Source organism: Bradyrhizobium sp. USDA 4532 (assembly GCF_024171315.1).
GTDB classification, from domain to species: Bacteria; Pseudomonadota; Alphaproteobacteria; order Rhizobiales; family Xanthobacteraceae; genus Bradyrhizobium; species Bradyrhizobium australafricanum.
The window spans coordinates 6445741-6472017 of record NZ_JALJZN010000001.1; the positions used below are offsets into that span (position 1 = coordinate 6445741).

Consider the following 26277-nt stretch of genomic DNA (forward strand, 5'->3'; position numbering starts at 1 on the left):
TTTGTTGGGCCGCGGCGTATGGGTCCCCTGAGTTCACAAACGAAGTGCAACACTTCCTTGAGGAGGTGTTGCCATGGGGCGGACTTACAAGCAGCTCTCTCTGGACGACCGATGCGAGATTGCCTGCCGATCGGCCAATGGCAGCTCGGTCCGGCAAATCGCGGCAGCTCTGGATCGCTCGCCATCAACGATCTCTCGGGAACTGAGGCGCAATCGGGGGAGCCAGGTCGGCTACAAGCCGAGCTATGCCCAGCACCAGATGCGAGCGCGGCGCTGGACGGGCGGACGCCTCGAACGGGAGCCCGGCCTGCGCCGCGCGGTGTTGCAACGCCTTCGCCGCGGCTGGTCGCCCGAGCAGGTCGCCGGCCGGCTGGCCCGCGAGTACGGGCGCAAGGTGATCTCCCACGAGACCATCTACCGCTTCATCTATCGCCAACTCAGGCGCACCACGGACTTCAACTGGCGGCGCTATCTGCCGCGCGCCAAGAGCAAGCGCGGCTGCCGCGGCAAGCGGGGCGGCAGCCCCGCAAGCTTCATCGAAGGCCGTGTATCCCTGGCAAATCGGCCGCTCGAAGCGGCCGACCGCAGCGTGCCCGGACACTGGGAGGCCGACCTGATGATGTTCTCGAAATACGGTCAGGCCGTGCTGACCGTGCACGAGCGCACCTCGCGGCTGCTGCTCGGCATCCGCCTTGCCAGCAAGGTCGCGCGCGGTGTCGCCCGCCATCTCGTGGGCTTCTTCGCGACCCTTCCACAAGAGCTGCGCCAGAGCGTTACCTTCGACAACGGCACCGAGTTCGCCGGTCACCTGGCGCTGCACCGCCTCTCGATCGCGACCTTCTTCTGCGATCCCCATGCCCCCTGGCAGAAGGGTGGCATCGAGAACGCCATCGGCAGGATGCGCCGCTTTATTCCCCGCAAGACGGATCTCGTAACCCTCTCGACCGCCAGATTCCGCCAGTTCATCGCCGCCTACAACAACACCCCGCGCAAATGCCTTGACTACCGCACGCCTGCCGAGTCCTTTGCTCAAGTGTTGCACTTCGAATGTGAATCCACCTCCCGGCTTTCGCCAGGACGACGAATTAATTGCCTGCGCCGGGACGACGCTGTTTGGTTGGCGGGATGATGCGACTAATCCCGTCCGAACTGGTGCTTCAACTCGACCTTGGCGCGCTCCAGCCGTGATCGCTCGGTCTTCGGCAGCGTCTTGCCGGCGCGGTTGATATAGAAGGTCAGCATCGAGAGCGCGGAACGATAGGCGCCGCTCTTGCGGCGCGCGCTGTGCTCGGCGGACCGCTTCAGCGATGATGCGATCTTCTTCGCGCTGGTCTGCTTGAACACGCCGCGCTTGAGGTCGAGCGCGTCGCTCTCCTTTGTCACCCGCTGCGACCAGCGCTTCGCCGTCCTCTTGCTTGCGCCGCGCCTGCGCCGCGTCGTGCCCATGGACCGTGCCGGTAATGTCCTTGCCGTCTTGCGTGTTGCTTTCTTGTGTGCGGCCATCGATGCCTCCGTGTGTTTTGAGCCGAGAACAGTTCGCCGCGATCGTGGTTCCTATGCCGCATTGCGGGAACCCTTGCCGGCCTGCCGCGTTGACACCGCGTGGCGGGCACTCCGTTTGCCGCAATTCCGGGTGAGTGAACCTTGGAACAGATCGTTCCGGGGTTTTTCTCATTGGTCGATTCTGATGACAGTGCAGCCGACACAATTGAGTTCCGCGACGACGCGACAGGCCGTGGCTCCGGTCACGCCGGACGATGACCGCATCATCGAGACCTCGATTCCGGTCCGGCTCGACAATCTCAGCTGGAGCCGCTTTCACACCCGCGTCGTGGTGGCGCTTGGCATCACCTGGATCCTCGACGGGCTGGAAGTGACGCTCGCGGGTGCATTGTCGGGTGCGCTGAAGGACAGCCCGACGATGAGCTTCTCCAATGCCGATGTCGGTCTTGCCAGCAGCGCGTATCTCGCCGGCGCCGTGCTCGGCGCGCTGGGGTTCGGCTGGCTCACCGACCGGATCGGGCGCAAGAAGCTGTTCTTCATCACGCTCGCGCTTTATCTGTCGGCGACCGCCGCGACCGCGCTGTCGTGGAATGTCGCGAGCTACGCGCTGTTTCGCTTTCTCACCGGTGCCGGCATCGGCGGCGAATACACCGCGATCAACTCGACCATCCAGGAACTGGTGCCGGCGCGCTATCGCGGCTGGACCGATCTCGTCATCAACGGCAGCTTCTGGATCGGGGCGGCGATCGGTGCGCTGAGCGCCATCATCCTGCTCGATCCCGCGTTCCTTGCGCCGGACCACGGCTGGCGGATCGCCTATTTCACCGGCGCGGTGCTCGGCCTCGTCGTGCTGTTGATGCGGATGTGGATTCCGGAGAGCCCGCGCTGGCTGATGATCCACGGCTATCCCGACCGGGCCCACAAGATCGTCGCCGATATCGAGACCTCCGTGCTCGGCCACGAACAATCGAGCGCGGACTTCGAGAAGATCAGGCTGCGGATGCGCGATCACACGCCGCTGCGCGAGGTCGCGGCGACGCTGTTCTCCACCTACCGGCAGCGCTCGCTGGTCGGGCTCACGCTGATGGCCGCGCAGGCGTTCTTCTACAATGCGATCTTCTTCACCTTCGCATTGATCCTGACCGACTTCTTCGGTGTCGCCGCCAGCAATGTCGGCTGGTACATCCTGCCCTTCGCCGCCGGCAACTTCCTCGGGCCGCTGCTGCTCGGCCGCCTGTTCGATACGCTCGGCCGCCGCACCATGATCGCGCTGACCTATGGCATCTCGGGCGTGCTGCTGGCGCTGTCCGGCTATCTGTTCTCGATCGGCGTGCTCAGCGCGCAGACCCAGACCATCGCCTGGATGGTGATCTTCTTCTTTGCCTCGCCGGCCGCGAGCGCCGCCTATCTTACCGTCAGCGAGACGTTTCCGCTGGAGGTCCGCGCGCTCGCGATCGCCGCCTTCTATGCGATCGGCACCGGCATTGGCGGCGTGATTGGACCGGCGCTGTTCGGCGTGCTGATCGACACCGGATCGCGCAACAGCGTCTTCGCCGGCTACCTGCTGGGGTCGGCGCTCATGATGGTCGCCGCAGCGGTCGCATGGCGCTATGCCGTCGCGGCCGAGCGGAAATCGCTCGAATCTGTCGCGCGACCACTGGCATGTGTGGAGTAGACTATGACGAAACATGACGTGGCCGAGATGCCCATGGATGATGACATCGCCCCTGACGCCAAGACGGACAGCGTGCCGACGCAGGCGTCGCTGATTCCGCCACTCCGCCAGGTCGCGGTGCTGCTTGACATCGACGGCACCCTGCTCGATTTCGCGCCGACGCCGCGCGAGGTCTGGGTGCCGCCGGAACTGTCGACCACGCTGAAGCAGCTGCATGAGCGCACCCACGGCGCGCTGGCGCTGGTCAGCGGCCGCTCCCTCAATGACATCGACCTGATCTTCGCGCCGGAAGTGTTTCCTGCGATCGGCGGCCACGGCGCCGAGATGCGGCTGCAGCCGGACAGCGAGGCGGTCGCCGCACACGCGCCGCCGCTCGACAAGGAGTTGAAGCGCCGTCTTGCCGCGATCGCAAAGCTCAGCCCCGGCATTCTGCTCGAGGACAAGGGCTATTCGCTGGCGCTGCACTACCGGCTGGCGCCGCAGGCGGAGAAGGCGATCTATGAAGCGGTGTCGCTGATCCGCGCCGAGTTGCCGAATGCGCCGATCGAGGTGCTGCCGGGCAAGAGCGTCTGCGAGATCAAGCATTCCGGCTTCACCAAGGCGACCGGCGTGCTCGAGCTGATGACGCATGAGCCGTTCAAGGGGCGGCGTCCGTTCTTCATCGGCGACGACGTCACCGACGAGACCGTGTTCGCGATCATGCCCGATTTCGACGGTCTAGCGTTCTCCGTCGGCCGTCGCGCAACCGGCGTCGCCGGACATTTCGACGGACCGAGCGATGTGCGCGAATTCCTCGCGCATCTGCTCGACGTTGATAGGGACGTCAGCCTGTCCTAACCGAAACGCATTCATCGCAGGCGAATCGAATACGGTGCTTTTGCGTCGTGGCGTCAACCTCGCGCGTAATTTTCTTTTCGCGAGTTCCCGCGAGTTCCGTTCGTGTTCGCCAGAATTTGGTTTCAATTGGGAGATTCCTTGGTCAGGAACCATCTTGATGAATGGTTGTTAATACGCGAGTTGACCAACAGGAGGGGACCTGGTGAACCTCGTCGTCGTATCGAACCGCGTCTCGCGCGGAAAACCCAATGAACCCATGACGGGGGGGCTGGCTGCGGCATTGTTGCCGGTGGTGGAAAAGACAGGGGCAATATGGGTTGGTTCCAGCGGACGCGTCCGCGACGGGAACCTGAAGGAACCTTTCGCAGAGGTCGAAGCGCTCGGGGCGGGCGCGCTGGCGATGCTCGATCTGCCGGCCGCGCACTATGGCGGCTATTACGAAGGCTTTGCCAATTCGGCGCTGTGGCCCGCGATGCATTCGCGCGCCGATCTGATTCGTGCGTCTCGCGAGGACTACGCGAGCTATCGCGAAGTGAACGCGTTCATGGCGCGCGCGTTGCTGCGCTTCCGCAAGCCGGATTCCGTGTTCTGGGTCCAGGACTATCATTTCCTCGCGCTCGGCGCCGAGCTGCGCGATCTCGGCGTCACGCAGCCGATCGGCTTCTTCCTGCACACGCCATGGCCGGCGCGCGCGGTAATCGCGGGCGTGCCCAATCATCGCGAGCTGATCGAGGCGATGCTGTCCTATGACCTGATCGGCTTCCAGACCGATGAGGACTGCGAGAACTTCCTGAGCTATGTGCAGCACGATCTCGACTTCGAGGTGCGCGACGGCGTGATCAATTCGTCGTTCGGCCGCACCCGCGCCGCGGTGTTTCCGATCGGCATCGATCCGGGCAAGTTCGCGCAGCAGGCGACCAAGGCGATGACGCATCCCGACGTGACGCGGCTGCGGCGCAGCCTCAACGGCGAGAAGCTCGCGATCGGCGTCGACCGGCTCGACTACTCCAAGGGCCTCGTCAACCGCATCAAGGCGTTCGACAAGATGTGGACGCTGCATCCGAACCTGAAACGTTCGGTGTCGCTGCTGCAGATCGCAACGCCCTCGCGAGGCGCGATCGAAGCCTACGGCAATCTGCAGAGCGAGGTGGCGAAGCTCGTTACCGACGTCAACGGCGTGCATGGCGAGGTCGACTGGACGCCGATCCGCTACCTCAACAAGGGCTTTGGCCAGGGCGTGCTCGCAGGCCTTTACCGCACCGCGCAGGTCGGCGTCGTGACGCCGCTGCAGGACGGCATGAACCTGGTCGCCAAGGAATATGTCGCCGCGCAAAACCCGGCGGACCCCGGCGTGCTGGTGTTGTCGAAATTCGCCGGTGCGGCGAACGAGCTCGACGCCGCGCTGCTGGTCAATCCGCACGATATCGACGGCATGGCGCGCACCTTGGCGACGGCCCTCGCGATGCCGCTGACCGAGCGGCGGATGCGCTGGGAAGCCATGATGGAGAAGCTCAACAGCGGCACCATCCAGCAATGGTTCGCCGACTTCATCGAGGCGCTGCAGGATACGCACAATGCGGGAAACGCGGCGCTGCCGGAGCCACCAACCCTGTGGCCGCGCCGCACGGCGGATTTTGCCGCGCGCTATCACTGAGCGAGCATGACGATGCAGGGTGGGTGCGTTGGTTCGCCCATCCGCGGTGCTGTCGTCCCTGCCTAGTGCGCAATTGCGCACGGCAGCAGGGACCCATACGCCGCGGTGGATGTTGTGAACGGGGCTCGTCGTAGCAGCATCGCGCAATAATCGGCACTTGTGGTTATGGGTCCCTCTTTCGCTGGGACGGCACTGAGTGTGTTGCGCGGTCAGTGGTCATAACCTCGCATGCTCGCGACGGGGCTCCCGAAGGCGAGAACCCGGCATCCATTCTTCCACGAGTGAGGCGCCCCAATAGATTCCCGGCTCTCGCCTGCGGCGAGCCCCCGGAATGACGAAACGGCGCGTCGATCGGATGAACTCATTGATTTGCGCCGGTCCCTGACCGACCGCCGGCCAAAATCGCGCGCGTCCACGCGCAAGGCGCAGCGCGCGGCTGTCGTCGCTATCAATTTACCCAATGTTTTCAATATGTTGTGGAAATTTCGCGCTCCCGGCCTGCGCTCCCTTGCAAAATCCGCCTCAGCCCTTCAAGAGAGGGCCTCCCGGAGAGATGGCCGAGTGGCTTAAGGCGCACGCTTGGAAAGCGTGTGTGCGGGAAACCGTACCGTGGGTTCGAATCCCACTCTCTCCGCCATTTCCACGATTTAGTGCGCCAAGCCGCGATCTTCTACGATTTTGTGCGACCGGCGGCGCGTATGCAGCGCTTACACAACATGCGCGGCCCCGCCAAGAGAAGTTGAGCCCTCTTGGAGCTCCCCCCGTTTCTGGCAATCGAAGCCGCAACCGCTCTTATGAGGCAGACAGCGAGAGCGCAAGCAGCGAAAGTACCAATGCCGGCGGCATGACCACAATGCCGAGTTGCAGAAAGCGAAGCGCGCCAACATGCTCACCCTCGCGCCGCAGCGCGATCAGCCACAGGATCGTGGCGAGTGAACCGGTGACTGAAAGGTTGGGTCCGAGGTCGACGCCGATCAGGATTGCGCCGGTGACGTGATGCGACGCCTGCGCGGCTTGCGTGGTCGTCGCTGCGATCAGACCCATCGGCAGATTGTTGATGAGGTTCGAGGCAATCGCCGTGATGACGCCGGCGCCCCATGAGGTTGCGTGCGGCGATCGCGCGGCGGTTCGCTCGAGCTCTTCCGCGAGTGCCGGCAGCACGCCGGTGCGATTGAGGCCCTCGACCAGGATGAACAGTCCGGCGACGAGAGGAAGGACCGACCATGAGATATCGCGCGCGATCGATAGCGGCGATGTGCGGCCGAGCAGGAGCACGATCACGGTCACCATCGCCCCGCAGGCAAATGTCGGGATTCCAAGATCCAGACCCAACGCCGATGTGGCGAGCAGGACCGCCGCCGTCGCGCCGATGCCGGCGGCGACGATCGCGGCACTTCTGGCAAGCACGGCCGGCTCTCCGTCGCGCACATCGACACTACCCGACAGGCTGTTCCGCAGGCTGAGCCGGAGCATGATGAAGGTCGCTGCAATCGCCACGATCGAGGGCAGCAGGAAGTAGTGCAGCCACTGCGGCAGCGTCGGCATCCGCGCGCCGAACAACACGAGGTTGGCCGGATTAGAGATCGGCAGCACGAAGCTGGCGGCGTTGGCGATGAACGCACAGACGAAAAGATACGGCAGCGGCTCGACCTTCGCGGCACGGGTCGCGGCGTAGACCGCGGGCGTCAGCACGACGGCGGTGGCGTCGTTCGACAGGAAAATGGTGACCAGCGTACCGACCGCATAGACGATCGAAAACAACCGCGACGCTGAGTTGCGCGAATGCTTGACGGCGAGTTCGGCGAACCAATCGAACAAGCCCTCTTTCCGAGCGACCTCGGCCAGCAGCATCATGCCGATCAAAAAGAAGTAGACGTCCGTTCCGTTGCCTGCCGCCGCGACGGCGTCTCGCCACGGCAACAGGTCGAAGGCGATCAGCAGGACGGCGCCGGTCACTGCCCAGATGTATTCCGGCAGATTCCAGGGGCGTGCAATGACGCCCAAGGTCGCAAGACCGGCGATTCCCCAGGTCGCGGCGTTGTGAGTGAACATCAGGCGACACTCGCGGCGCTTGAAACCATTGCATCCGATGCGTGCCCGGGCTTTGTCGCACAAGCAGGCTTCAACAACGGCGCGAAGACGCTCCACAGCGCGACTGAGACCGTGGCGCAGCCACCGAGAATGAGAAACATCGGCCCGTACCCGAACTCCTGCGCGATCCAGCCACCGATCGCAGGGCTGAGCGAGGCACCGATGTTTTGGACCGTCATGACCGCGCCATGGCCGGCATTGATCCGCCCGGTCCCGTCGAGAATCCGCGCGACGAGGCCGGGCACTGCCACGCTCTGCAATCCCGCGCCGACGCCGTCAAGAATCTGTACCGGATAAACGCCCCAGCTGTTCAGGAGCCACGCCGCGATGATGCCCCGGACCGGCAAGGCGATGAACGACACCAGCATGACCAGCCAGTAGCCCTCCCTTTCGGCCATCCGCATCGCAACCAGCGAGGTCAGGATCATGGTGCCCTGGGCGATGACGATGGTCATCGCGACGAAGCTCGCGGGGTCGGCCTGCTTGTCGGCCACGACCGCCAGGCCGTACAGCGGGAGCATCGCCGCATTGCCGAGGTGGAAGAACAGCAGAGTTGCGGCGAGGATCAGCAATGGCTTCGATTCGATCAGCACTTGCAACCCGCTCGCGCGCTTGTCGTCCGTGCTCTCGCGTTCGAGCCCGCGGGCTGCGTCGTCGTCGATGGACGCGCTCGGGATCATCATAACGGAAGCGATCGAGAGAACACCGAAGACCGCCGCGAGCCAGAACACCGCGGTGAAGCCGTACACCCAGCCGACGAATCCGGACAGCCCGGCGCCGACCATGTTGCCGGCGTGGTTGAAGGCCTGGTTACGGCCGTTCTGTCGATTGAAGCCTGCCTGGCGGACGATACCCAGCGTGATGCCGGCGACGGCCGGACCGATCGCGGCGCCGGCAATCGCCGTCGCGACCTGTGAGGCTGCCAAGAGCCAGAACTCCTGTGACAGCAGCACGATGCCGGAGGCGACGACACTGCAGATGCCGGGGATGATGACGAACAGCTTCTTGCTGCGCGTGGCGTCGATCAGGGCTCCGGCCGGCGTCGTCATCAACATCCCAGCAACGCCGCCCGCCGTCATCACCGTCCCGATCCAGCCGGCCTGCCAGCCCTGCGCGAGCAGAAATACGCCGAGGAACGGCCCGATGCCGGCCTGCATGTCGGCGATGAAGAAGTTCAGCGCGAGCAGCGGACGGAGCGCCTTCTCTGGACTTGCGCTGTATGAGGCCGTCGGTGCTATCGACACGTTGCATCCCGATGCTTGATTAAACAAACTGCCTGTCCGATGAGATCCTCGACGCACCCGAGCCGGTTGAGTCCGGTTCGGGTCCGGTTTCCTGTTACGGCTGCTCAGAGCGGCGTCAGTCGTCCCCTAAGCGTCAAGCAGCTTCGTGTCCGTTGCCGACGAGCTTGGCTTTCCGGATTCGTCCGCCCAATTCGACGTGCAGTTCGTAGGTCTCGCCGTTGCGCCGGCCGTCTATTTCGAAATGCTTGGGCTTGCGACGGGGCGTACCCATCGGTTCGAACCCGGCCGAGCGAGCGGCCTCGATCGCTGCGGCGGGGTCTACGGGTTCGTGGTGGGCGTGCTCGGGCTTCTTCTTGTGCTGGATCGTCACGCCCGCGCCATCGCACGCGAAATGCGTCACCTTGAGCTCAGAAGGCTTCTGCTCGCCTTCTAGTTCGACATCGGCTCCGATCCGGAGCTTGACGAGGTCTGCTCCATGCGGCGTGAGATCGGCAAGCACCATGCCTTTCGGGGTCTGAACCACAAAGCGGTGCGCAAAAACGTGCACGATCCTGCCGGACAATTTGATCTGGTCTTCCGACATCCTGATCTCCTGATTTTCTACTGTTCGTGATTTGCTCAAAGCGCTTTGGGCCCAGGGGGCGGTGGCGGTGCTCCGGGCGGTGGTGGCGGGGCGTCAGCCCGCGGTGGTGGGGGTGGTGTCCCTGGGGGCGGCGGCGGAGGCGGCCCGTCGGCCCGCGGAGGCGGCGGTGGCGCGCCGCGAGGCGGATGCGGCGGAGGACCGAAGGCTTCGGTTCGGCCGTCGGCATGCGAGACGATTTGAGCGCGGAAGATCCCCTGATCGAACATTCCCTGGACCGTCACGATCTCTCCCCTGGTGACGGCATCGGCATTATCCCCACGCGGTCCGAGATCGATCAGGGCGCGGCCGCCGCCGTCCTCCATCAAGAACATGTGGCCGAAGATCTCAGCGACGTTGCCGCGCACGGCGGACGGACCGCCGGGTTGCAGCCTGTCGATCGCGGTCGGCTGCAGCAGCATGACGCTGCGCGGCGGCCAATTCTGGGCGACGCGAACGCCACCGGCACCGGCCGCTGCGCCGGCGACAAGCACGGCAAGCGCGGCCCCTGCCAACAGGCCACGATGCCGGACCTGCCGGCGCCCAGGCAGCGACGGGCTCGTATCCCTCTGTGCATCGCTTTCGGTCATTGGACGCTCCTTTCATGATTGCGATGCCTGAAGCCTAGGACACTGTCCCCAATCCAGCCTGAACCGTTCCGTTCAGCTTGAGTTAAGCTTGGGCGCCTAGTTCCGGTCCGAGGTGTGAGCCGAATGAAAATCCTTCTGGTCGAAGACGATCGCCTGCTCGCGCAAGAGATCGCCCGAGCCCTGCGTGAGGAGAATTTCGCGGTCGACATCGCCGCCAACGGCGAGGACGGACAGCACCTCGGCGAAACCGAATCCTACGATGCCGCAGTGCTCGATCTCGGGCTGCCCAAAGTGCCCGGCGTCGAGGTGCTGCGCGGTTGGCGGAAGCAGGGCCGGCACCTGCCGGTGCTGATCCTGACTGCGCGCGACGGCTGGACCGACAAGGTGGAAGGCTTCAAGGCCGGGGCCGATGACTATCTCACCAAGCCATTCCGGATCGAGGAACTGGTCATGCGCCTTCGCGCGCTGGTCCGTCGCGCCTCGGGGCATGCTGTGCCGCGAATTTCCTGCGGACCCCTGAGCTTCGAAACGCAGACCGGCGTGTTCGAGCTCGATGGATTGCCGTTGAAGCTGACCGGGTTGGAGTGGCGTGTTCTCGAATGCCTGATCCTGCGCAAGGACACCGTGGTCGAGCGAGGCCTGCTGTCGGAAAAGGTCTATGAGGGCGACGTCGGGACGGATTCGAATTCCATCGAAGTGATCGTCGCGCGGCTCCGGCGCAAGGTCGGCAAGGCGCTGATCGAGACCGAAAGGGGCCGCGGCTACAAGCTCAACTCGGGATCCCCATGATGAGCCGGAATGCATCGCTCGGCCGGCGCCTCATGATCGGAGCCGGCGTGTTCATCACCGCAGCCCTGATCGTCGCCGCGATCCTGATATCGTTCGTGCTGCATCGATTCGTGCAGGGGCAGATCGATCAGAGGCTCGACGCGCAGATCCTCTTCCTCGCGTCCATGCTTGAAGCCGACGGCGCCGGCAACATTCGTCTGGCGGGATCCGCCGACGGGCCGCCATTCGATCGACGCCGACGCGGCTGGTACTGGCAGATTTTGGGGCCAAAGAACGCCTTGCGGTCGCGGTCGCTCGACGGAGCGGATCTGGCTCCTCCCGATATCAGCAACAGACCCCTGCCGCCCCCGCCGCCGCCTCCCCCGATCGGCGAAGATCCGCCTCCGCGAGAACGCCCGCTGCCTGCCGACGGCAAGGGTCCATACGACAACGTACTCCACTTTCGCATTTTGAACGTCGCGGTGTCCGGCACTCCTGTCACGATCGTGGCCTCCGCGCCGAGAGACGCGGTGCGCGGGCCGTTGTGGGAAGCAATGCGCACGTTGGCCTTGTCGCTCGCGGTGCTCGGCATCGCATTGATCTTAGCGATGCTGATCCAGGTTCGTCTGGGGTTGCGTCCCCTCGAACGACTTCGTCAGGCGGTCGCCGATGTAAGAGCTGGACTTCGCGACAACGTGCCCGACGCGCAGCCGGGCGAGGTGCAGCCATTGGCCACCGAACTGAATGCGCTGCTGGTTCAGAACGCCACCAACCTGCAGCGGGCGCGCAAACACGTCTCGAATCTGGCGCACGGACTGAAGACGCCGCTTGCGACGCTGGCGGTCGCGCTGCAGAAGCAATCGTCAGGCTCAGAGGATCTTCACGGTCTCGTCGTCCTAATGGACCGGCGCATCCGGCATCATCTGGGCCGCGCCCGATCGGCCGCACTTGGCGGTCCGGTTCGGACAAGAACAGTAATCGCGCCACGCGTCGCGGATCTCGGTCTCGTCCTCGGCAAAGTGAACGCCGACAAGACGATCGATTTCGTCAATCATATACCAGCCGGCCTGGCGGTAGCCTGCGAACAGCAGGACGTCGACGAGATGCTGGGAAACGTGCTGGAGAACGCCTTCTCCTGGTGCGGCAGCAAGGTTGTCGTCGAATCTCGCGAGGAGACGCGAAGTGTCGTCCTCGTCGTCGAGGACGATGGACCGGGGCTTTCGCCGGAGCAGATGTCGCAGGCGGTGCAGGCCGGCCAACGGCTCGACGAAAGCTCTCCAGGATTCGGCTTCGGGCTGTCGATCACGCGGGAACTCACCGAGCTTTACGCCGGATCCCTTAGCCTGGACCGGTCTCCACTCGGGGGACTTCGAGTGGCGATACGTCTGCCGTCCGCGGGGCTGGAGTGAGGGAAATCCCGGATGTTTGGTGCCGGTGACCGGTCCCTCGCTGCCGCGGCGTGGGGGGACACGCACAATGGATAATCCGGAAGGAGTAGTGGGCTCCCCCATGGGGAGAAATAGCGCGCGCCGATGAACTGCATGAAACTACGACAAAATCACCGATCGGCGAGGGCGGAGATCCCATGGGACAGACCGCAAAAAGGGAATTGCACCCGTTGCGCATGCTGGCGCTGCTGATTCCGCTGCTCACGACCGTTCCGCTGTCAAACGTGGATGCACAGGCGCAACCTGCTGCACCGCGTCAATTGCGCCGTGAGCCGCCGCCGCAAAAGCCGCAGGTGACGATGAATGCCTGGACGATCGGCCTCGCCGGGGGCCTGCTCGAGGGCGCGCCCATTCGTCTCGCGGCCGAAATCGCCCGCGTGGTAGACGATGGCGACAAGCTGCATGTGTTGCCGGTCGTGACGCGCGGGCCGACGGAGAATGTGAACTCGCTGCTGTATTTGCGCGGCATCGATGCCGCCATCATCAATTCCGACGTGCTCGAGGAATACAGGAGCCAGGTGCCGGATATCCAGCAACGGCTGGCTTTCGTGCTGAACCTGTTTCCGTCCGAACTGCATATCTTCGTTCGTCCCGAGATCCAAAGCCTGAGCGATCTCGCCGGCAAGAAGGTGAACTTCAATAATCTGGGTACCGCGGCGGCCTATTCGGGGCCGCTGATCTTCAGCCGCCTTGGCCTCGATGTGGAAAAAACGTTCATTCCCCATCAGGTCGCGCTCGAGCAGATGCGCAAGGGCGAGATGGCCGCGGTCGTCTTCATCACCTCGAAGCCGGTGGATGCCTTCGTGCGCGGCCGCTGGGACCCGGGGTTCAAGTTCCTGCCTGTTCCCTATGACAGGAGGTTCGAAGACTTTTATCTTCCCGCCTCGCTCGAGGCCACGGAGTATCCCAATCTCATCAAGCAGGGCGAGCGCGTCACGACAATCGCCGTGCCGACCGCCCTGGTGGCTTTCAACTTTCCGGCCAAATCGAACCGCTATGAGCGCCTTGCGCGCTTCGTGGAGTATCTGTTCTCGCGGATCGACAAGCTGCAGCAGCCGGGCTTCGACCAAAAGTGGAAGACGATCAATCTCGCCGCGACCGTTCCCGGCCTGACGCGCTTCCCCGCAGCGCAGGCGTGGCTCGATCGCGAGCCGCGCGCCGCCGCAAATACATCGCAATGAGACGCGCGGCGACCTGCGCGGTGGCTGGAGTCTTGCTCGCAAGCGGCATTGCTTCGGCGCAGGCGGCAGGATATCGCCAGATCGCTCAGCTCCGCGATTGCTCCGCCAAGGAACGCTCCGAACGGCCGGAGTGCTCCGAGAAGACACCGCGGGCGTCGGCGCTGCCCCAGGCGAACCTGGGTAACAGCTGGGTCGTCAGCCTGACGACTTCACCGCTCGACTATTCACCGGTCGCCACCGCCACGACGTCATCGCGCGACGGTGCTGGCGAAAGCGCAATGACGCTTTCGATTCGCTGCCATGGCGGGCGGAGCGAACTGATCGTCGCGGGCTCCCGCGTGTCCGGTCGCGGCGATGGATATGCGATTTCCTACCGCATCAACGACGGTCCGCCGCAGCAAGTAGCGGCAGCTGTGCCTGCGTCCGGGACCGGCGTTGCGTTCGGCGGTGACGTGGTTCGCTTGCTGCAGTCCCTTCCGGACGGCGGAGGTCTCAATATTCACCTCGCACCCCGTACCGGACCGGCGCTGGATGCGGTGTTTCCGTTGGGCGGGATGGATGTGGTGCGCGCGAAGATCACCGCTGCCTGCAGGTGGCCACAACCGACCGCAAAACCCAACGGCTAGGGATTTCAATAACGTGTCTTTAACAGGAGGTATCCATGCGCGTGTTTCAGCATATTGCGAAGGTAACCATCATCGGAGCCGCAACGGCGCTCCTGGCCGCTTCATACGCTGCGGCGGAGCAAGGCGGCGGACGGTACTGGACACCGACAACAACGAACCGCACTGCGGACTATCAGCACGTTTCAGAAAAGGTCCAAAGGGTTCATATCTCGCGCAAGGCGACCACCCACAAGAGGGAACGATCTCCTCTCGACGCCAACGCCCGGCTTCCATCCAACGCCAAGTCGCACAACCTGATCCTGCAGGTGAACACGAACGATCCCGCAGCCATGAATCTCGCGCTCAACAACGCAGTCAACGTTGCGCAATACTACAAGGATCTCGGCGAGAAGGTGAAAATCGAGGTGGTCACCTTCGGACCCGGCCTGCACATGCTGCGCGACGACACCTCGCCGGTGAAAGCCCGTCTCGAGGAAATGGCGCTGAGCACGCCGGAGGTCTCGTTCAAGGCCTGTGGCAATACCCAGGAAAAAATGCACAAGGCCGAGAACAAGGATATCCCGATTGTTCGCCAGGCGGAGGTGGTGAAGTCAGGCGTCGTGCGCGTGATGGAACTGCAGGAGAAGGGCTGGTCCTATGTGAAGCCGTGACCTGTGGCCTAACCCGAAAGGGGTGGGTGGGGTCCTCCATGCGGGCTGTAGGCTTCGCGCTGCGGTACGGCGCATAATGCCGTACCTCAACAGATCGTGTCGCCACGCGACAGGTGATTGCGGATGGGCCCGGTGATCCTCAAGGACAAGGCAGTTGCCGGCTGCGACATCGCAGATTCGTCGCGCCGCCTGCTGCCCAAGGCGGGACGGTCCGCGCTGTCGTGGACGACTGCTGCCATGCTCGCAATGATGTGCGCGCCGGAAACACGGGCTTCCCCAGATCCGGCGCGCCCTTCGACGCAACCGCAGCATTCGGCGGCTGCCGGTAGTCCCGCTTTCATCGAAGCGGCAAGGAACGGCGCTCCCGAAGCCTTGCCGCCGGGTCGAGGCGGCAATGACAGACCGGTGCAGGTCGCCCAAGCGAGCGTCGGCGACACGGGGCAGGCCTCGAAACGGGAATACAACTGGGCGGAGTCGCTCTCCTGCGAACTGACGAATGCAAGACGTGACATCGAGTTGCTGCAACGTCTCGAGCAAGAGCGCTATCGGGCCGAGTCGATGGAGCAGAGTCTCGCGGCGGCGCGCCGCGATATCGAGGCCCAGGCCGCGTTGACGGACAAGGCGGCCGATGAGAAGCAGGCCGCGCAGGGCGGCGCGGAGTTGCTGAACTCCCTGCAAGAGACGCGTGAGCGGGCGGAGCGCCTGGAGCGGGATCTGGCGGCAGCGCGGCGTGATGTCGAAACCCAGACCGTGCTGGCGACAAAAACGGGTGAGGAAGCGTCTCGGCTGAAAGCAGCGGCGGAAGGTGGCGCGGCGGATCTGCAGCGGGAGCGCGAGCGGTCCGCGCGGCTCGAGCAGGATCTCGAGGCATTGCGCCGCAACGTCGAGACTCAGACGGCGCTGGCGGCAAAGGCAGGCGAGGAGGTTTCCCAGCTGAAGGGGATGCGTGAAAGCGGCGCTACGGAGCTGCAGTCGGCCCTGCAAAGGGAGCACGAGCGGAGCGCGCAGCTGGAGCAGGATCTGGCGGCAGCGCGGCGCGATGTCGAGACCCAGATGGCGTTGGCGACAACGACAAAGGAAGAAGCCCTGCGGCAGAAGCAGGCAGCGGACGTCGGAGCTGCCGAGCTCAGGCAATTGCGCGAACGAGCCGAGGCGCTGGCACAAGACCTCTCGCTGTCGCGGAGCTCGATCTACGCATACGAAGCCCAAGTCCGCAAATCCGGAGACGAAGCGACGGAGCTCAGGCAGGCGGTTGCAAGCTGCACGGCTTCGGTCAGCAAATTCACACCCGACGAAGGTGAGCGGTTCGCACGGCTGGAGCGGGACCTTGCGGCTGCCCGCAGCAACGTCGAGACCCAGGCCGCGCTGGCGACCAAAGCCGGCGAGGAGGTTTCCCGACTGAAACAGCAAAGCGAAAGCGGAGCGGCCGAGTCGCAGGGCTCCCTGCAAAAGGAGCGAGAGCGGTCCGAAAGGCTGGAGCAGGATCTTGCGGTCGCGCGGCGTGATGCCGAGACCCAGACCGCGCTGGCGGCAAAGGCGGCCGATGAAGCCCTGCGGCAGAAGCGGACGGTGGAGGCCGGGGCCGCCGAGCTGCGGGACTCGCGTGCCAAGGCCGACGCGCTGACACAGGAGCTTTCCCAGACGCGAAGCACGATCTACGCCTTCGAGGCGCAGGCCCGCAAAGCCGGTGAAGAAGCAGCGGAGCTCAGGCAGGCGGCCGAGAGCGGCGCGGCTTCGGTTCACAAATCCACACCGGACGAACGTGAGCGACTGGTGCGGCTGGAGCAGGATCTTGCGGCTGCGCGCCGCGATGTCGAGACGCAAACCGCGCTGGCGACGAAAGCAGGCGAGGAAACCGCCCGACTGAAGCGGGAAAGGGAAAGCGGTGCGGCGGAGTTGCAGAACTCACTGCAAGCGGCGCGGGCCGACCGGCTGGAGCAGGATCTCGCGGCAGCGCGGCGCGATGTCGCGACCAAGACGGCGCTGGCGACGAAAGCAGACGAGGAAACGTCCCGGCTGAAGGCGGTGGAGAAGAGCGGTGCTGCCGAGCTGCAAAAGGAGCATGAGCGGTCCGCCCGGCTGGAGCAGGATCTTGCGGCGGCGCGCCGTGATATCGAGAGCAAGGCCGTGCTGGTGACCGAGGCGGGCAAGGAAACGTCCCGGCTGAAGGCGGTGGAGAAGAGCGGTGCGGCCGAGCTGCAAAAGGAGCGTGAGCGGTCCGCCCGGCTGGAGCAGGATCTCGCGGCGGCGCGACGTGACGTCGAGAGCAAGGCCGTGCTGGTGACCGAAGCGGGCAAGGAAACGTCCCGGCTGCAAGCTGTGGGAAAGAGCGCTGCGGCGGACCTGCAAAAGGAGCGTGAGCGGTCCGCGCGGCTGGAGCAAGATCTGGCGGCAGCGCATCGCGACAGCGAGACCCAGACGGCGCGGGCGGCAAAGGCAGGCGAGGAAATCTTGCTGCAGAAGCAGGCGGCGGAAGCCAGCGCTGCCGAATTGAGACAATTGCGCGCCAGGATCGACGTGCAGCCCCAGCACCTCCCTTTGTCGCGGAGCGCAATCCATGCGTATGAGGCCGAGGATCGCAAGGCGCACGGCGCGGCGTTGACGACCGGTGCGACCGCGCGGGACAAGTCCATCGAAGTGGCCACCAATCCAACCGCCGAACAGACGCGAGCGGCGCCTGCTCGCGCGGTTGCCCAGCCTGCTCCCGAGCAGGCTGCGGAAGCCGGAGGGTTGGTTGCGCGGGCGAGCTCCTTGTTGCGTCAGGGCGACATAGGCGCGGCGCGGCTTGTACTCGAGCGCGCCGTGGAAATGGGCAGCGCCCAGGCGAGCTTCGCGCTGGCAGAAACCTACGATCCCCTGATTCTTGCGAAGTGGGGGACTTACGGCACGCGCGGCGACGAGCGCAGGGCGCAAGACCTCTACGCCAAGGCCAACGCCGCGGGAGTTCATGAGGCGAAATCGCGTCTGGAAGCGCTGCGCCGATAGCGCATGTGCCAATCCACCGGCAATTTCACCGCAATCGTCCTAACGACGGGCGCCACCGCGACGAGCTTCGCTCTCACGCGCGTGGCGCCCCGCCCGGCCGCAACGTCCGGCGACGGGCTTCGCTTTAGCGTTCGCGCAGGGCTTCCTGCCGGTAGCGTGCCAGCGGCGACAGCAGGTAGCTGATGATCCTGCGCGTGCCGGTCTTGATTTCGACCGTCACCGCCATGCCCGGCCCGAGCTTGACGAGCTTGTCCTCGATTTGCATGTGCGTCCGGTCGAGCGAAACGCGCGCGGCGTATTCCAGCTCCTGACCTTTAGGCTCGCTGCTGCTCTGCGCCGCGCCCAATGTCCGGTCATTGGGGTTGCCCTGTTGCTTTTCGCGCGTGATGGCATCCGTCGACACGCTGAGCACATCGCCATGAAGCAGCCCGTACCGGGTGAAGTTGAACGTATCGACCTTGATCTCCGCCTTCTGGCCGGGATGCACGAAGCCGATGTCGCGGTTCGACAGCATGGCCTCGATCTCGAGCTGGCTCTCGCTCGGGACCACGACGGCCAGCGCCTGAGCGGGCGTCACCACGCCGCCCACCGTATGAACGGCAAGCTGCTGCACGACGCCGTCGACCGGTGCGGTCAGGCTCTGCAGTTTCGTTCGCCGCTCCGCCTTGACCACCTCCTGCGCGGCGCTCGCAGCTTTCTGCTCGGCCTTCGCAAGAGCATCATAGGTCGCGCGGCGATACTCCGCGGCAGTCTTGTCCTTGGTCTCCTTCAGCAGCGCGATCGCCGCATCGGCTTCGCGCAGCCGGCTCTGCTGCAGGACGAGGTCCTGCTGCATGGCGACCAGTTCCTGATATTCGGAGAGATAGACGACCTTCGACGCCAATGCCTTCTCGACGAGACCCTTGCGGATATCGACGCGCTCCTTCAGTACCGGAATCGTCGCCTCCAGCTTGTCGACGCTCGCCGATGTGGTCGCCCGTTCCGCCTCCTTCTGCCCCTGCTGACGCTCGATTTCAGAAAGCTTTGCGCTCTGTTCGGCGCGCTGGCTGATCAGGAACTGGCGATGCATCTCGATTTCGGCCGCACTTGCGTTTTGCGGCGGCCGGAAGGCCGCGAGCGGGTCTGCGGCCAGCGCGGCGCGCAGCCGCGCGACGTCCAGCTCGGCTGCAAGCAGATCGCTCTTCTGGCGTTCCTGGTCGGCTTCCGTCATTGTCGGATCCAGCTCGATCAGGACGTCGCCGGCCTTGACGCTCTGGCCGTCGCGGACGCGGATGGCGCGGACCACACCGGTCTCGAACGGCTGGATCAGCTTGGTGCGCCCGCCCGGCACGATCTTGCCGGTCGCGCTGGCGACGATATCGACGCTGCCGAGCGTCGCCCACAACAGCGCGATGCAGAACGCGGCGATGATGCAGGCCCCGATCGCGCGCCCGATCGGCGACGGCGGCGATTCGGCGATCTCGAGCGCCGCCGGCAGAAAGGCGATTTCGTGCTCGCGGCGGCGAGGTTCGCGTCTCGGGAACGCGACGACATTGCGGCTAGCGGACGTCATGGATACCGGCCTGCAGATAATGGAGGTTGGCGTAACGGCCGTTGGTGCGGATCAGCTCGTCATGGCTGCCGTCCTCGACGATGCGGCCATGCTCGAGGGTGATGATCCGGCTTGCATTGCGCACCGTCGACAGCCGGTGGGCGATGACGAACACGGTCCGGCCGGCGGAAATCCGCCTCATGTTCTGCTGGATCGCGCGCTCGCTTTCGTAGTCCAGCGCGCTGGTCGCCTCGTCCAGGATCAGGATGCGTGGATCGGTGATGAGTGCACGCGCGATTGCGATTCGCTGGCGCTGCCCGCCGGACAGGCTGCTGCCGCGCTCACCCACGACGGTGTCGTAACCCTCCGGCAGTTCGAGGATGAAGTCGTGGGCGCCGGCTAGCTCCGCCGCTTCGATGACGCGCTCCATCGGCATCGCCGGATCGGCCAGCGCGATGTTGTCGCGAACCGTGCAGTTGAACAGTACGTTCTCCTGCAACACGACGCCGATCTGGCGCCGCAGCCAGCTCAGATCGACCATCGCGAGGTCGACGCCGTCGACGAGCACGCGCCCGCTTTCCGGGACATAGAGACGCTGGATCAGCTTGGTGATGGTGCTCTTGCCCGAGCCCGACGAACCCACGATGCCGATGACCTGGCCTGGCTCGACGCTGAAGGACACGTCGTGCAGCACCTCGGGGCCGTCGATGCGGTAGCGGAAAGTCGCGTGCTCGAATGTGACCTGACCGCGGATCGGTGGCAGCGCCGCGCGGGCCGGCGTGAAGCTCGGCTCGGGAATGGTGTTGAGGATGTCGCCGAGACGATCGATCGACAGGCGGGCCTGATGGAAGTCCTGCCAGATCTGCGCGAGTCGCAGAACCGGCGCGCTGACACGCGCGGCCAGCATGTTGAACGCGACGAGCTCACCGACAGTCAGGTCCCCGCTGACCACCAGGCGGGCGCCGAAGTAAAGGGTCGCGGCGATGACCAGCTTGTTGATCATCTGGACCGCCTGGCTCGCCGTGTTGTTCAGGCTGAGCACGCGGAAGCTTGCGGACACATAGCCGGCGAGCTGCTCCTCCCAGCGGCGCTGCATCTGCGGCTCGACCGCCATGGCCTTCAGCGTCTCGATACCGGTGACGCTCTCGACCAGGAAGGCCTGGTTCTCGGAGCCGCGATTGAATTTCTCGTCGAGGCGCCGACGGAACAGCGGCGCGGCTCCCGCGGAGATGCCGATGTAGAGCGGGAAGGACGCCAGCACGATCCACGTCAACGTCGTCGAGTAATAGAACATCACTGCAAGGAAGACGACGGTGAACAGCAGATCGATCACCAGCGTGAGCGCCGAGCTGGTCAGGAACTGGCGGATGTTCTCGAGCTCGCGGACGCGCGCCACCGAATCGCCGACGCGGCGGGTCTGGAAATAGGCGATCGGCAGCGCCAGCAGGTGACGGAACAGCCTGGCGCCGAGCTCGACGTCGATACGGTTTGTCGTATGCGCGAACTGATAGACGCGCAGCGTCTCGAGAACGGCCTCGAACACGGTCAGTACGACAAGCCCGACGACCAGCACGTCGAGCGTGCTCATGCTTCGATGCACGAGCACCTTGTCGATCACCACCTGGAAGAACAGCGGTGAGACAACGGCGAAGATCTGAAGGAAGAACGACGCCGCCAGCACCTCGCCGAGCAGGCGACGATACTTTTGCATGGCGCCGACGAACCAGGAGATATCGAAGCGCCGCGCGAGGTCGGTCAGGCTGGCGCGCCGGGCCATCAGGATGATGCCGCCGTCCCAGATCGCCTCGAGTTGGGCCTGGGTGATTGCTTCGGGCCGCGGAGACAGCGGGCGCTGAACGAGAAGCTTGTCGTCGATAACCTTGCCGAGGATCAGGAAGCTGCCGTCGCGCAGCACCGCAATTCCCGGCAGCGGGGTGACGGCAAGCCTGTTCCAGCTCGTCCTCTGCACCTTTGCCTTGAGTCCGAAATCCTTGGCGCAGCGCAGGATTTCAGTAACGCCGAGGCGCGCCGCGCCGATCCGGTGACGAATTTGGCCGGGGTCGGCAGCGATGCCATGGCAACGCAGCAAGATCGCCAGCGCAATGAGCCCGGATTCATCGTCATGTTCGGATTCGACGCCGGCGGCCGGGGATTCGGTGTTTGTGTTCGCCGGATGGATTGCGGCCTCGTCGCGAGGCCCGCGCATCAGGATGCCAGGTCTCATCGCCAAGAAGCTCTTCGTGAGACCGTCACGAGCCCGCATCAGGCCCTCGCCGGCGCGGTGCATCAGGCCGGCGCCCAGGTCAAACGAGCGCGTGCGGATGCCGGCAAATGCATGACGTGCGCGCTGCGCGAGGCTCTGTGATCCAGCACAGATCAAACCGCCATCCCAGATCGCTTCGAATTCCGCGCGCGTCATCCGGCTCGGATGCGGCGAGGTCGGGTGCAGCACAAGCGCCACCTGGTCGTCGATCTTGCCCAGCAGCAGAAATCCACCGTCACGCAGCGAGGCGATTCCGGGCAGCTGGATACCCGCAAGGCGGGTCCAATCCATTGTCCGCGAGCGGACCTTGACTCCGAATTCGCGCGCGCAGCGAAGCATCGCGCGGACGCCGATCTCGTCGCTCCCGCAACGATCGCGGAGCTGGTCCGGCACAGTATTCACGCCATGGAGGCGCAGGAACAGAGCTAGCGCGCGAAGCCCTAGATCTGCGGCGGGGGCATTTCCGTTCTGGATCGCCATTCTTACTCAACCCTTCGCGGCTACCCGGCCGCGTTAGTGTTCCTTCTCATGCATTTCCAAAGACTGGGAATTCCAATGCCGCGCATCGACAGAGCATGCGACATACCGCTTGCTCGCAGCCAAAAAGGTGCAAGCAACATCAAAGCACTAGGGCCTCGAACCGCGAGGGGATTTCAAAGCAGTGGGATTTTAGACCTGCCCCCCCGACTGCTGAACCGGTTCGTTAATGCGCAAAAATGGCGAAAAAAGTTTCAAATCTTGATTTTTGCACCGTTATGTTGCGCGCAAATTTGCCGCATACCCGAAGCTGTTGCGCCAGCACGCATTTTGATCGCTTGGAAACAGATGCGAGCGATGAAGCCAACCGAGACCAGGACCCGCGCGTGGCAGTCCCTTCGCCGTTACCGTCCGCGATCGACCGCCCGTTTCCGACTCCCAACACGTTGATGGTACTGCACCCGGGCGCGGAGCCCCCGGGTGCAGTAGCCGGATCAACCCTGAGGTTTGCTCAGGAACGAGTTGTGCGTCCAGCTGTTCGCATTCGACATGGCCGCCGCGATCTGACCAGCGTCGACCCGACCGGAGCTGCCGGCCAGATACTGGTTCAGCAGCGCAAAGCCCTGGCTTGCCTGGGACGCTCGCGCGCCTTGATCGGCCCAACCGGTCGTCTGCGATGCTGTGTTCGCCAGGGTGCTGGTGTCGCCCATCTGCTGCTGCAACTGCGCAAAGCCGTGGTTTGCCCAGCTCCCTGCGTTTCCGCCAGTCCAGCTGGACGGCCGGGGATCCGTCACGCGGATCGTCTGCGGGTCCGACGACATCACAGCGCCGGTGGTCGGATCCATAGCGCTCGCGGTCAGCGTGAGGTTCGCGACCGGATGAGCATTGCCCTTGTAGTACGATGTCAGCGTCAGTCCGCTGTCGACCTGCGCGGACGTCAGGGTGATGTTGTTGCCCCTGAGCGTCGTGCCGTCGCCGGTCGTGATCGTCTCGTATCGCGGCAATCCCATGATACTGAGGGTGAGGTTATCGTTGGGGTCGGTCGTCGTAATGGTCGTCCCCAGGTCGACCTGACCGCCTCTGCCGGCCACCCAGAGCGACTTGTCCGCGACGTCGAGCACCGGTGCGGTCACGCTTGGAGTCGTGGGGGTTGTCGGCGTCGTGGGGTCGGTCGGCGTCGTCGGCTGCGCCGGTATCGTCGGATCGGTCGGCGTCGTCGGTGTCGTCGGTGTCGTCGGCTGCGTCGGTGTCGCCGGCGAAGAGGCGCCCTGCAGCGGAGGCGGCAGATCGCCCTGCAACTGCGTCGCATTCATCGTTGTGAAATAGAGTTGCTTATAGCTGGTTGTCAGATCGACCCAGTTGCTCATCCCGACGCCGGGATTATTCACGAATACGCCATTCTGGTAGACGTACCCGGCGGTGGCGTCTCTCCACCAGTCGGCACCGATATTGGCAACGTAGTGTTCGTTCGGATTGTCGACCTTCATGCTCGCCGTGACGAAAACGCCGTCGATCGTTCCGGGCGTGTAGGTGCCGCGGGATCCGCCCGGCCAGAAATGGTCGTTGTATCCGCTGGTCGGTGCATCGACGGATACGCTGCCATCCGCGTTTGTGGTTTGATTCCATGCAATGTTCGCGTTCCCGACGAAGTCAGCGGTGAAGTGGGCGCCTCCGAGGGAGCTCGTGTCCTGGTCCTGCACCTTGACCCAGCCGCCGCTCGTGAGATGCACCCAGGTCTCGAAATTTGCTATGTCGACGCTGCCCGGATTAACCGTCTGCCCGACCTCGGGATAGATCTGACCCCATCCGGTGATGGCCGAGAAGCCGGCAGGAGGGGTGCCTCCGCCACCGTTTCTGCCGGAATACCAAGAGTAGGATGAAGGAACGCCCAGCGGGAATCCTTCGCTATTGCCTGTGGTATTTTGAGTGATGACATCGTCTAGAGCGGCCAAGCTAATTCTCCATTGCAGACCAAATTGAGGACGAAGAATTCCACTGCCGCGCATGGGGGACGCGCGACATACTGCATGCTCGTAAGGTCTTGCGACCACGAACAGATTTCAATGCACTGCAGGCCTCGAACCGCGAGGAGATTTCAAAGCAGCGGGTTTAATGAATTTGCCCCCCCGACTGCTGCGCCGTTTGGTTAATGAGCAAAAATGGCGAAAAAACCTTCAAATCGTGATTTATACACACGTATATGGGGCGCAAATCCCTTGTTCTCGACCACGTGTGTCGCGGCGACGGATGCTTGTCGATGCAAGCGCGGATCGAGTTCTGCGCCGGGGTAGCCCGCAAGGATTATTGCGACAACCTCAAGATCAAGAACACACTCGCCGGTGGAGATGGATCGGTTCTCTTTGAATGGCGGCTCGTGGATTGGCGAATCTGAAGCCCGACAATTTGGCGATCCAACAGCGCTGGAAGGACGCGCGGTCGCCTGATCGCGTACGACGAACTCGAACGCACGCCCTCGGCGCGGCTGTGGTCCGCAGGCTGAGGCGAGCGCAATTCAATTGAGGGAGAGAACGATGGCTGTCGTCAGAGAGGCAGAGTTCGGGTCCAACGATCTCTATACCGGGAAAGGTTATGCTGAAGCCCATCCAGGCTGGCATGACGAAGATGCAGGAACCAAGGCCGCGAAGATCGCCAAGATCGTGCGTGACAACAACGTCACCTGCCGGACGATCGTCGACATCGGTTGCGGAGTGGGAGGCGTTCTGAACGCTCTGCTCGAGCACGACATCTTCCGTGACTCGACCGCCGTCGGCTACGATATCGCTCCGTATGCCATCACCGCCGCCAAACTGCGCGAGCGGGACAATTTGCGATTCCACTGCGGAGACTTCTCGCATACCAGCGAAAATTACGATCTTCTATTGTGCATCGATGTCTTCGAGCACATCGATGACTATATGGGCTTTCTGCGAAGGATCAGAGGGCGCGCGAAATACTACGTGTTTCACATCCCGCTCGACATGACCATCCTCGGCGTTCTGCGAGGTCTGCCCCTCCAGCGGCGCAAGGAGGTCGGTCACCTGCATTATTTCGACCAGACGACCGCTCTGGCGACGCTGCGCGATACCGGTTTTGAGATTATCGACAACCAGTACACCCGGATGGAGGATTTCCTCCATGTTCATCCCGAATGGCGAACCGCGAAATCAACCCTCGCCATGGCTGGGCGGCAATTGGTTCGGAGCATTGCCGGAGAGGACCTTTCGGTGCGCGTCCTTGGCGGAGCCTCGTTGATGGTCCTCGCCAGCTAGTCGGAATTCCATCGGGAGCCAGAGTTCAGATCGGCTATCGCAAGGGCGGCGGTGGATCGGTCTGCAGCTGCGATCTGGTCATGGTTGTGAAGAAAAAGTACTGGTAGGTCGTCGTCAATCTGACCCACGCACCCATGCCGATGCCAGGATTGTTCACAAACACTCCATCACGGTAGAGGTACGGAGCCGAGGTGTCTCTCCACCAGTCTCCGCCGAAGTTTGCAATCAGATTTGCGTTCGCGCTATCGGTGCGCAGTTCTGCCAACGAGAACACTCCGTCGACCGTTTCAGGAGCATACGAGCCCCTCGGCTCCATCCAGAAATGATCATTGTAGCCGGGCGACGGCGAGCTCATCCTGATGCTTCGGTCGGGCTCAAGAATAAGATCCATCGTTGTAGAGGAGTTGTCGGAGAAATCCGCCACGTAGTGCCCGCCATCGACCGAATTCGTTGCCTGATCCTGCACGAGCCTCCAGCCGCCACTCGTCAAGTGTACATAGACGCGATAGTCCTTCAGATAGATATTGGCAGCAACGTTCGGAGCACCAGCTTGCGGATAGATCTGCCCCCAACCCGTCAGTGAAGTGAAATCAGAAGGCGGAGCCCCGTTTCCGGTGGCAGCAGCGCCTCCGGCATACCACGAGTAGGAGGTTCTGACACCGTGGGGATAGATGCCGGCGTCCTGCCCGGAATTTTGCGATACGACGCATTCGATAGATAAGGACACGCAAATGGGCTGATGAGCACGCTTGCCCCCGGCACCCGGTGACGGGACGAGAGCTTCGAGGACCATGAGCGCGGTGAGGGAAATGGCAAGGTATGTCTTCACGCAAGAATTCCTAGCAGGGGCCAGTAGAACAGCAGCG

General features: G+C 63.8%; 21 protein-coding genes and 1 tRNA gene. 14 read left to right on the forward strand and 8 right to left on the reverse strand.

Annotated features, from left to right (window positions below; all coding sequences use genetic code 11):
• Positions 1-73: 73 nt before the first annotated feature.
• A complete protein-coding gene (locus J2R76_RS29705; RefSeq protein WP_253625294.1) occupies positions 74-1129 on the forward strand; it encodes an IS30 family transposase in 1056 nt (351 codons plus the stop codon).
• A gap of 5 nt (positions 1130-1134) precedes the next feature.
• On the opposite strand, the gene J2R76_RS29710 is transcribed toward J2R76_RS29705, so the two are convergent.
• A complete protein-coding gene (locus J2R76_RS29710) occupies positions 1135-1503 on the reverse strand; it encodes a DUF3175 domain-containing protein (RefSeq protein WP_141343299.1) in 369 nt (122 codons plus the stop codon).
• Positions 1504-1687: 184 nt separating this feature from the next.
• On the opposite strand from J2R76_RS29710, the gene J2R76_RS29715 reads away from it, so the two are divergent.
• The 4 genes from J2R76_RS29715 to J2R76_RS29730 all read left to right on the forward strand — a co-directional run bounded on the left by J2R76_RS29715 (position 1688) and on the right by J2R76_RS29730 (position 6306).
• The gene (locus tag J2R76_RS29715) at positions 1688-3178 is read left to right on the forward strand and encodes an MFS transporter (protein WP_244559015.1); all 1491 of its coding nucleotides are present in this window, start codon (positions 1688-1690) and stop codon (positions 3176-3178) included.
• Between the two features lie 3 nt (positions 3179-3181).
• On the forward strand, positions 3182-4015 hold the full coding sequence (gene otsB / locus J2R76_RS29720; RefSeq protein ID WP_057021127.1) for a trehalose-phosphatase: 834 nt from the start codon (positions 3182-3184) through the stop codon (positions 4013-4015).
• Between the two features lie 202 nt (positions 4016-4217).
• Entirely contained in the window at positions 4218-5669 is a 1452-nt protein-coding gene (locus tag J2R76_RS29725; protein ID WP_057021128.1) for a trehalose-6-phosphate synthase, read from the forward strand.
• 547 nt (positions 5670-6216) lie between these two features.
• Positions 6217-6306: transfer RNA gene (locus J2R76_RS29730), tRNA-Ser, on the forward strand.
• Between the two features lie 155 nt (positions 6307-6461).
• Here the strand turns inward: J2R76_RS29730 and J2R76_RS29735 are convergent.
• The 3 genes from J2R76_RS29735 to J2R76_RS29745 all read right to left on the reverse strand — a co-directional run bounded on the left by J2R76_RS29735 (position 6462) and on the right by J2R76_RS29745 (position 9587).
• Entirely contained in the window at positions 6462-7721 is a 1260-nt protein-coding gene (locus J2R76_RS29735) for an arsenic transporter (RefSeq protein ID WP_076834804.1), read from the reverse strand.
• Positions 7721-9004 (reverse strand): MFS transporter, encoded by a 1284-nt coding sequence (locus J2R76_RS29740; RefSeq protein WP_283805990.1) that lies wholly within the window; start codon positions 9002-9004, stop codon positions 7721-7723. Before J2R76_RS29740 ends, J2R76_RS29735 begins: the two co-directional genes overlap by 1 nt.
• A 133-nt stretch (positions 9005-9137) precedes the next feature.
• Entirely contained in the window at positions 9138-9587 is a 450-nt protein-coding gene (locus tag J2R76_RS29745; protein ID WP_076834806.1) for a hypothetical protein, read from the reverse strand.
• A gap of 185 nt (positions 9588-9772) precedes the next feature.
• On the opposite strand from J2R76_RS29745, the gene J2R76_RS29750 reads away from it, so the two are divergent.
• The 7 genes from J2R76_RS29750 (at position 9773) to J2R76_RS29780 (ending at position 17871) form a co-directional block, all read left to right on the forward strand.
• Positions 9773-10231, forward strand: coding sequence for a hypothetical protein (locus J2R76_RS29750; RefSeq protein ID WP_158074248.1), 459 nt, complete (start codon positions 9773-9775; stop codon positions 10229-10231).
• Positions 10232-10336: 105 nt separating this feature from the next.
• Positions 10337-11002 (forward strand): response regulator transcription factor, encoded by a 666-nt coding sequence (locus J2R76_RS29755; protein WP_076834811.1) that lies wholly within the window; start codon positions 10337-10339, stop codon positions 11000-11002.
• Positions 10999-12390: a sensor histidine kinase gene (locus J2R76_RS29760; protein WP_076834812.1), complete on the forward strand. Its 1392-nt coding sequence runs from the start codon at positions 10999-11001 to the stop codon at positions 12388-12390. The genes J2R76_RS29755 and J2R76_RS29760 overlap by 4 nt, the downstream gene beginning before the upstream one ends.
• A gap of 215 nt (positions 12391-12605) precedes the next feature.
• Positions 12606-13610 (forward strand): TAXI family TRAP transporter solute-binding subunit, encoded by a 1005-nt coding sequence (locus tag J2R76_RS29765; protein ID WP_057021156.1) that lies wholly within the window; start codon positions 12606-12608, stop codon positions 13608-13610.
• 32 nt (positions 13611-13642) lie between these two features.
• Entirely contained in the window at positions 13643-14236 is a 594-nt protein-coding gene (locus J2R76_RS29770; RefSeq protein WP_225643109.1) for a hypothetical protein, read from the forward strand.
• 35 nt (positions 14237-14271) lie between these two features.
• Complete coding sequence (locus J2R76_RS29775) at positions 14272-14886, forward strand: DsrE family protein (RefSeq protein ID WP_057021157.1); 615 nt, start codon at positions 14272-14274, stop codon at positions 14884-14886.
• 123 nt (positions 14887-15009) lie between these two features.
• Complete coding sequence (locus J2R76_RS29780; protein ID WP_141341226.1) at positions 15010-17871, forward strand: hypothetical protein; 2862 nt, start codon at positions 15010-15012, stop codon at positions 17869-17871.
• Positions 17872-17995: 124 nt separating this feature from the next.
• Here J2R76_RS29780 and J2R76_RS29785 read toward each other — a convergent pair whose 3' ends face one another.
• From J2R76_RS29785 to J2R76_RS29795, 3 genes are all read right to left on the reverse strand, one after another.
• Complete coding sequence (locus J2R76_RS29785; RefSeq protein ID WP_076834818.1) at positions 17996-19423, reverse strand: HlyD family type I secretion periplasmic adaptor subunit; 1428 nt, start codon at positions 19421-19423, stop codon at positions 17996-17998.
• Positions 19410-22145, reverse strand: coding sequence for a type I secretion system permease/ATPase (locus J2R76_RS29790; protein ID WP_076834820.1), 2736 nt, complete (start codon positions 22143-22145; stop codon positions 19410-19412). Before J2R76_RS29790 ends, J2R76_RS29785 begins: the two co-directional genes overlap by 14 nt.
• A gap of 491 nt (positions 22146-22636) precedes the next feature.
• Positions 22637-24094: a hypothetical protein gene (locus J2R76_RS29795; protein ID WP_244559017.1), complete on the reverse strand. Its 1458-nt coding sequence runs from the start codon at positions 24092-24094 to the stop codon at positions 22637-22639.
• 305 nt (positions 24095-24399) lie between these two features.
• Between J2R76_RS29795 and J2R76_RS40700 the strand changes: the two genes are divergently transcribed.
• Positions 24400-24534 carry a hypothetical protein gene (locus J2R76_RS40700; protein WP_256521260.1) on the forward strand — a complete coding sequence of 45 codons (135 nt, stop codon included), beginning with the start codon at positions 24400-24402 and terminating at the stop codon, positions 24532-24534.
• Between the two features lie 139 nt (positions 24535-24673).
• Complete coding sequence (locus tag J2R76_RS29800; protein ID WP_076834824.1) at positions 24674-25411, forward strand: bifunctional 2-polyprenyl-6-hydroxyphenol methylase/3-demethylubiquinol 3-O-methyltransferase UbiG; 738 nt, start codon at positions 24674-24676, stop codon at positions 25409-25411.
• Between the two features lie 34 nt (positions 25412-25445).
• Here the strand turns inward: J2R76_RS29800 and J2R76_RS29805 are convergent, their stop codons facing one another.
• Positions 25446-26240, reverse strand: a complete 795-nt coding sequence (locus J2R76_RS29805) for a hypothetical protein (RefSeq protein WP_057021162.1) — start codon at positions 26238-26240, stop codon at positions 25446-25448.
• Positions 26241-26277 lie beyond the last annotated feature (37 nt).